The sequence below is a fragment of the Kitasatospora sp. NPDC056184 genome (genome assembly GCF_042268405.1).
In the GTDB taxonomy this organism is placed as follows: domain Bacteria; phylum Actinomycetota; class Actinomycetes; order Streptomycetales; family Streptomycetaceae; genus Kitasatospora.
Window position 1 is genome coordinate 78,637 of sequence record NZ_JBHJUI010000013.1, and the last position, 7,131, is coordinate 85,767.

General features: G+C 69.3%; 3 protein-coding genes. 1 reads left to right on the forward strand and 2 read right to left on the reverse strand.

Annotated elements, in window-relative coordinates:
- On the reverse strand, positions 1 to 2,616 hold the full coding sequence (dpdF, locus tag ACFC0B_RS25070) for a protein DpdF (protein WP_376089860.1): 2,616 nt from the start codon (positions 2,614 to 2,616) through the stop codon (positions 1 to 3).
- Positions 2,613 to 5,912, reverse strand: coding sequence for a protein DpdE (gene dpdE / locus ACFC0B_RS25075; protein ID WP_376089863.1), 3,300 nt, complete (start codon positions 5,910 to 5,912; stop codon positions 2,613 to 2,615). The genes dpdF and dpdE overlap by 4 nt, the downstream gene beginning before the upstream one ends.
- A gap of 484 nt (positions 5,913 to 6,396) precedes the next feature.
- Between dpdE and ACFC0B_RS25080 the strand changes: the two genes are divergently transcribed.
- Positions 6,397 to 6,867: a hypothetical protein gene (locus tag ACFC0B_RS25080; protein WP_376089866.1), complete on the forward strand. Its 471-nt coding sequence runs from the start codon at positions 6,397 to 6,399 to the stop codon at positions 6,865 to 6,867.
- Positions 6,868 to 7,131 lie beyond the last annotated feature (264 nt).

Below are 7,131 nucleotides of genomic sequence, written 5' to 3' on the forward strand. Positions count from 1 at the left end.
TCACAATGCCTTTCGGGCTTGGGCCAACGGAACTGCGGCGGCGTGCATGTCTCGGAGCAGCATGTCTGGTCGGCCGGGGTCCCTGAGTGAGCTCGGATGAAGAAGGTACAGGCGATCGCCGCCCTCGTACCGGAGCAGGGCGGTCTCGTCCATGGCATCCGCGTCGGGCGAGAGGACCCATGCCACGGTCGAACCGCTGTCGCGGGCACTGCTCCCGTCGGCGTCGTGAATGACTGGGCGCGACCCCACCCCGTACTGGATGTCCTCGACCTGCCGGGTAGTCAGGCCGGGGCCCCCGAAGAAGGCCGTGCCGCGCGCCGCCAGCAGGCTAAGCAGCCGCACCGTCTCGTCCTCGTACTCCTCCGTCGATCGCCAGTACAGGCTGAGGCTTGGGCCGTCCCGGTGCAGGCGCTCCAGCGGGTCGTCCTGGCCCGGCCACGCGGGCAGGCCGGGGAAGCTGGCGACGGGCACCCGGTAGAGCGCTCCCCCACCGTCCGCCGGCAGCCCGGTGCGCCGGCAGCCCGGGCAGCCGCGGCACGCCGGGGAGGTCGTCAGTGGACCGGACGGAGTTCGGACCGTGTAGTGGGACGCCAGCACGTCGGCCGTGCACACCTTGGCCGCCAGGATGTCGTACATCCGCTCCAGGGAGTGCCGCTGGGCCGACTTCACCCGCTCCCGGACTGCCTGGACGCCCGCCTTAAACCGGGCCTCGTCGCTCGCGCCGTCACGGAGTTCCACATCGACCTGGCCGAAGGGCTCCTCGTGCCAAGCCTGCTGCCGCGCCAACCAGGACTCCTCGTCCTCATCGGCGGCCCTGGTGGGAGCAGTCGCCCGCCTCATGTCGATCAACCCCGCCTGCTTCATCAGGCTGAGGATCTTCATGTTCCACTCGACGTTCTGGTCCGATTCCTCACGCACCATAGGCCGCTGGGTCCGCACGTCGACGCGGCGGGTGCGCACGGAGGCGCCGACAGGGGCCGGGACAGCGTTGATGAGCATGGAGTGCCACCGGTCCCACGCCACGTCATTGGTGATGATGCTCTGCCTGTTGAGCGTCGCGGCGGCGGCCCGGTCCTGGGGGACGAACGCCAGAAAGGCGAGGCACGGGTTCCCGTCCCGCCCGCCGCGACCGACCTCCTGGTAGTAGCGGTCGACGGTCTCCGGGACCGTTGCGTGCAGTACGGTGCGGACGTCCCCAAGGTCAACCCCCAGGCCGAACGCCGACGTCCCGACCACGACATCGAACCGCGTCGGAACCGCTCGGCCGGCGCCGTCCGTTCCCGACCAGCCTTCCAGCGCGTCCCGCCGTTCCTTCTCCGTGGAATCGCCGTGGACCACGGCCACTCGTCGCATGCCCTCCGCGCGCAGGACCTCGGCCCAGGCATTGGCGTCGGCCTTCTCCGTCGTGTAGAGGATCGCCGGCGACGGCAACAGGGTGGCGGCCTCCAGCACTGCCGCACGGCGCGACGGCTCGTCCAGGTACTCCCGGATGAAGTACGCCGGCTCCTGGCGCAACTCCGACGCCCAGACGACCTCGGTTCCCCCGGGGCCGTCGAACAGCCTCTCCAGCGTCCTGATCTGCTGCTCGGTCAGGGTCGCGCTCATCGCGAGCGTCCGCACGGCGGAGCCCTCCTCCGCTCTACCGAGCCAGGCTTGCCAGTGCGTGGCAAGCGTCTGGAAGTCGCTGCGGAAAGCGGCACCCCACTGCTCCACCAGGTGGGCTTCGTCAATGATGAGGTAGCGCAGCAGCCCGGCATCGGCCGCCTGGTCGATCGCCCGCCCCAGAGCGGACTTGGTCACCGCCTCCGGGGACGTGATGACCACTGGTCGGCGTCCGGCCGCGACGGCATCGCAGATCTCCCGCTTCTCGTCATCCCTCAGTGCGCCGACATAGGCGTACCGAGTGGTGCGCGCACGCGGATCGCGTTCTGCCAGGATCTCGCGGACGCGGCGCTCCATGTCGATCGCCAGGATCACGGTGGGTACCACCAGGACCGAGACGCCCTCTGAGCGACCGGCTAGCAGAGCGGCGGCGAGCGCCACCGGCGTCTTGCCGTGTCCGGTCGGCAGGCAGGCGATCGTGGTACTGCCCGGCGGAGCCAGCACCACCGCGCGGGCGATCTGGCGCTGTCCCAGCGAGCGGTAGGTGGGGAATCCGAGGGTCTGCTTCCAGAAGGGGTCGGCCTCGACCTCCTCCGGAGCCGGTCGCGCGCCCGGCGCCCAGTCTCCGCGAATCGCCCAGGAGACCTGGTCGATCGCCGGTTCCCAGGTGGGGCTCACCGGGCTCACCGGCGCCCACTCCTCGGCGTGGATCCGCAGGCGGCCTCCGCCCAACTCTCCGGGACAGCCGACGGACCGCCACTGCTCGCGGGTCGGCAGTCCGTCCGCCAGAGGCACCGGCAGCGGCATCACATTGCCCAGCAGACGGGCTCGCAGCAGGATCTGGCGGGTGAGCGAGGCTATGTCCCGCCAGCCGCTGCGGCCGTGCCTCGCCGAGGCGAGGGCCTGTGCCAGGCGGTGCACCGTTCCCGACGATCCGGCCGCCGGAACGATCGGCACGACAGACGGCCACTGATCGAAGAGGCGGTGTGCCTGGTCCCACTCATCAGTACTCAATTCGCAACACGAACCATTCCCCGACGCACGACACAGACGGCCGCCATGACACGAACCGAGGGCTCGGCCAGCCCGTCGGCGAGCGCCCGGAGGACCGCCGCGTCGGTGACCAGCCCCTCGACATCACCCACGAGGCGGCCGGCGGCCTGCCGCGCAGACGCCTGGGCGCTGAGCACAGCCGTCTCCTGGAGCGCGAGGTCCCGTGCCTCGCGGCACTTCTCCGCGAGGTCGGTCGCCTTCACGAGGTGCTGAACGGCCCGCTCCTCGGCCTCGGCGGCCGACCGTCCGCAGGACTCCGCCCCGCCAAAGAGGTTGAAGAGCTCTCCGGCGATCCGCTGATTGTAGTTTCGGTCAGCTAGATCCTTGTCGTACGGCCGGTTCAACCAGTCCAGGGCTTTCGGGGCGGTCACCACCTCTCCGGACCCTGCCTCCACCCAAACCCGGCGCATGAACGGAGCGAGCACCCGGTCCGCCTGCCGGCGCAGAGCCTTGGCCGCCAACGGGCTGTCCCCCACGAGTTCCACCGCCGGACCGGCATCCGCCTCCACCAGGAGGTCGAAGCCGAAGAAGGGCTGCGGCTCACCATCGAAATATCTGTCCAGACGGCTGAAGGCGGCGGCCTGGCCCATGTCGTCCTCCAGCACGATGCCCATCAGGCTGTCGACGAGAGGGTTGCCGAGCCGGAACAACCTGGTCCCGGGCACCCGCAACGCGGTGGAGCGGTTGAAGACTCCGGTCGCGACCTCATCCGCGCGCACCGCCCCGGTGATCGCAGCCCAACGACGCGGCGGCAGCAGCTTCCGCACGTGGCTGCTCGCGTGGACCGGGAAGACCTCGCACGGCGCACCGTTGACCCGTCGCTCCACCGGAGGCAGCCCGATCCCACCGCTCCCCTCAGCCGTGTAGGCGTGCAGCTGGTGCCGTAGCGTCCGCCAGTCGGCCTCAAGGGCCGACAGCTCCTCGGGCATGTTCCGGAGACCGGACCTCGCCCGGTGGATCGACTCCAAGCCGTCCATCTGCTCGACCTCTTCGTGAGCGTGCGCCAAGCGCTCGCGCACGCCGTCGACGGCGCCGAGCAGCCCCTCCGCTCCCCGTGGCATCGCCTCGGCCCAGACGTCCTCCATCGACTCGGCGATCGCATCCTGCAGCGTCGACACCGACGCGGTGAACAGGCCGTAGCCCTGTTCGAGCAGTTCGGCCCAGGCGTCTGTGATGCTGCTCTCGGCCTGACCGTCAAAGGCCAGGCGGTGCTGCGCGGCGGGCTCGCTGAGCCGAACGGACTCCGCGCCCCGGTACCGGTCCACCCGGCCCATTCGCTGCTCCAGCTGGTTCGGCGACCAGGGCAGTCGCACGTGCAGCACGTTGTCAGCAAGCTGGAGGTTCAGGCCGTCTTCGGCGGTCCCGTCAACGACCAGTACCGCCTGGCCCGATGCCTTCCGCCACGCCGTGACGGCGCTTTCGGCAACGCTGGGCGGCATGCCCTTGGTGTGGGCCGCGATCAGTGCCCTGCCGCCAAAGCGCGCGCTCATGTCGGCGGCCAGGTCGCCTGCCAACTGACCCGGACCGCAGAAGACGATGGTCCGATTCCTATTACGCAGTGCGCCGGCCACGACGTTGACCACGGCGGCTGCGGCCGCCTCCGTCCCCACTTTCGCGGCTGCGGCGACGGCATCGTCCAGAACCGCCTTCTCCTCGGCCACCACCGGCGACTCCAGCAGAAGACGACGCTCACGCTCGCTGAGCCCCGCACGGTCAGCGGCCTCTTCATCGCGGTCCAGCCGCCAGCGCAGCGCGTCGAGCAGGTCGTCGGGGGCGGCCGCCGCCCGGGACGCCAGGACTGCGAGTGCCATGCCGTAGCCGGCGACCCGCTCCTCCTGATCAGCGTCCACCAGCGCGTCCACCACGGCGGTGCGCCAGGTGTCGAGGGCCTCCGGAGCGACCGCGAGCGGCTCCGCGGTACCGAGGAGCGGCTCCGGTCGCTGCCGCCCGCGGACCGCGTAGGACTCCATGTCGTCGTCGGAGTCGTCGACCACGACGACGGTCCGGCGGTTGCGGATCACCCGCCGGTGCAGGCGGTAGGTCTCGCTGATGTGCTCCCGGACCTCTCGGACCCGACAGGCGAACTCCGGTCCCGAGTCCGGATCGCGCAGTTCGTCCTCCTCGTCGAGCAGGTCGAGCATGGCGTCGGCGAGTTCGCGAAACCGCAGGTCCTGGGGCGGGATCAGCTCCGCCACCTCGTCCACCGCTCCACGGATCGAGTAGATGAAGTCGGCATCCAAGGCGTAGACCGCCCGGGCCAGCTCGGCGCGGTTGCGGTAGCGCTGCTCGAACTCCTCGCACTGGTCCCAGCGGTAGAGGTTCGGGTCGAGCAGGTGGAGCAGACCGAGATTGGTCAAGTAGCGGGAGGTCACCGGCGTAGCAGACAGCAGCAGCAGGCGCTCCGACGAAGCCGTGAGGGCCGCGAGTTCGCGGTAGGGCGACTCGTCCGGACCCTCGACCTGCACCAGATCGTGCGCCTCGTCGACCACCACGAGATCGCTGCCGTGGTAGTTCGCCCACTTCTCCGGGGTGCTGTGCGACGAGATCAAGACAACCGCGTCCGGATAGTCATCCACGAAGAACTTGGTCCTCAGCTCGTCCCGCCACTGCGGGCGCAGTGCCTCGGGGGCGATGACGACCACCTTGGCGCGCGGATTGTCGATGAGGGTCTGCCGGACCACCACGCCGGCCTCGACCGTCTTGCCGAGCCCCACCTCGTCCGCGAGCAGATACCGCTGGACCGGGTCGGTCAGGATCGTCAGCGCGGCCTCGACCTGGTGCGGGTAGAACTCGATCCCCGAGGACAACAGCGCGGTCAATCCCGCGCTCGCGGAGCGCTGCGCCACGTAGCTCTCCAGCATCGGCAGCCGGGCATCGCGGAACGGCGACGACGCGCCGCCCTTGACCGCGAGGTTCGGAACCGGCGACTCACGCGGGCCGGACCACCGGATGTGGAGTTCCCCCACCGGCACCGACACATCAAGTTCAAGATCCGAAAAACGGACATAGTATGATCTTCCGGATACTTCCGGCCCGACGATCCGCACACTGCTCCACGCATCCTCGCCGGGCTTCCGCCACCAGACGCGTTCCTCCCGTTCGAGCATCACAGGCCGACACTCGGCGACCTGAACCCAGCACGACCTCACGACCGGACGGGCCACCGACTCGAAATAGTCGATCCGCAGCCGCTCCCCTTCGACCGCCCCGACACTACCGATTCCGGCATCCCCTGGAACCGACACGAAGGCACCCACAGCCCACCGCGCCAACGACCTCACCCCACACCCTCCATGGAAGCTAGAGGTACTTTATTCGCCCCCTCGGACAATTCCCGCTGCGGGGCAGCACCCGAGTTCCGCTCTGAGCGACTCCCCGCCTTCGACGCAGGCCGGAGGCGGCAAGGTTTGACCCATTCATTCGAATGCATGTTTGATAGTTCGGACACATGCCCACCCTTCGGGCCCACTCGCCGCCGTCTCCGGACCGCCAGCCCGCGCTGGGACAGCGCCCAAGGCCCGTGGGCGCATGGTCGGACTGCCGCCGAGTGAGACGCCCGCGGCCGCAAGCACCAGGCCCAGCGTGGCCAGGAAGTGCGACAGCCTGCCGTCCTTAGGCCCCGGACCAGCGCCGTGACCGCACCGGCCGCGTCTCCAGCAGCAGGACGACCTGGCGTCACCATGAGCGCGATACCCGGCCACCAGCCAACGCCCGCATCGACCCAGGTGGCATTCACGAAAGGTGTCAACGGGCCATACCGGACACTGGTCCCGTTCCCTCGCCCTGCGCGGCTGGGGCGCCCTCACAGAACTCGCCGAAGCCCTGGCTGCAGCCTCATGCAACCGCCATCGCGGATGGGGCTATGTCGCCTACAGCGCCTGCGCTGGCACGACACGAGGCACCCCGGATGTCCACCCCTACACCGGCCCGCGCGGCGGTCGCATCAGCATCGCAGTCCTGCGCGACGCCACCCACTGGGACGACGTCACCCGGGACCTCGGCTACGAACACCTGCGCCACACCGGCCTGACCTGGATGGCCGACGCCGGCATCCTTCCGCACATCCTCAAGGAAATCGCAGGCCACCGGCTCATCACCACCACCCAGCGCTACTTCCACCCCGACGTGCTCCGAATCCTGGAAGCCGGCCAAGCCCTCACTCATCACCTCGAGAAGCTCCAACGCGACGGCAAGATCACCCGCCACTGGTAACACGCCGTAACTGCCATCGCCTCGGAATGGCCGTTGGCAGGTCGCTCCGATGCTGCCTGAGTCACGCCACGGCAAGCAGCAGGTGCCAGAAAGGCCTTAGAAGTACCCCGATATGAACCAGCTTGACCCAATTGACCCGCGGCTGGCGCACTTGACCGACGGTCAAGTGCGGCCCCCCCCCCCGCGCCCCCCAAAAAGCCAGGTGGTGGAGCCCGTAACCATGTGGGGAAAGAATAAATCACAAAAACACCCCGGGGGGAACGC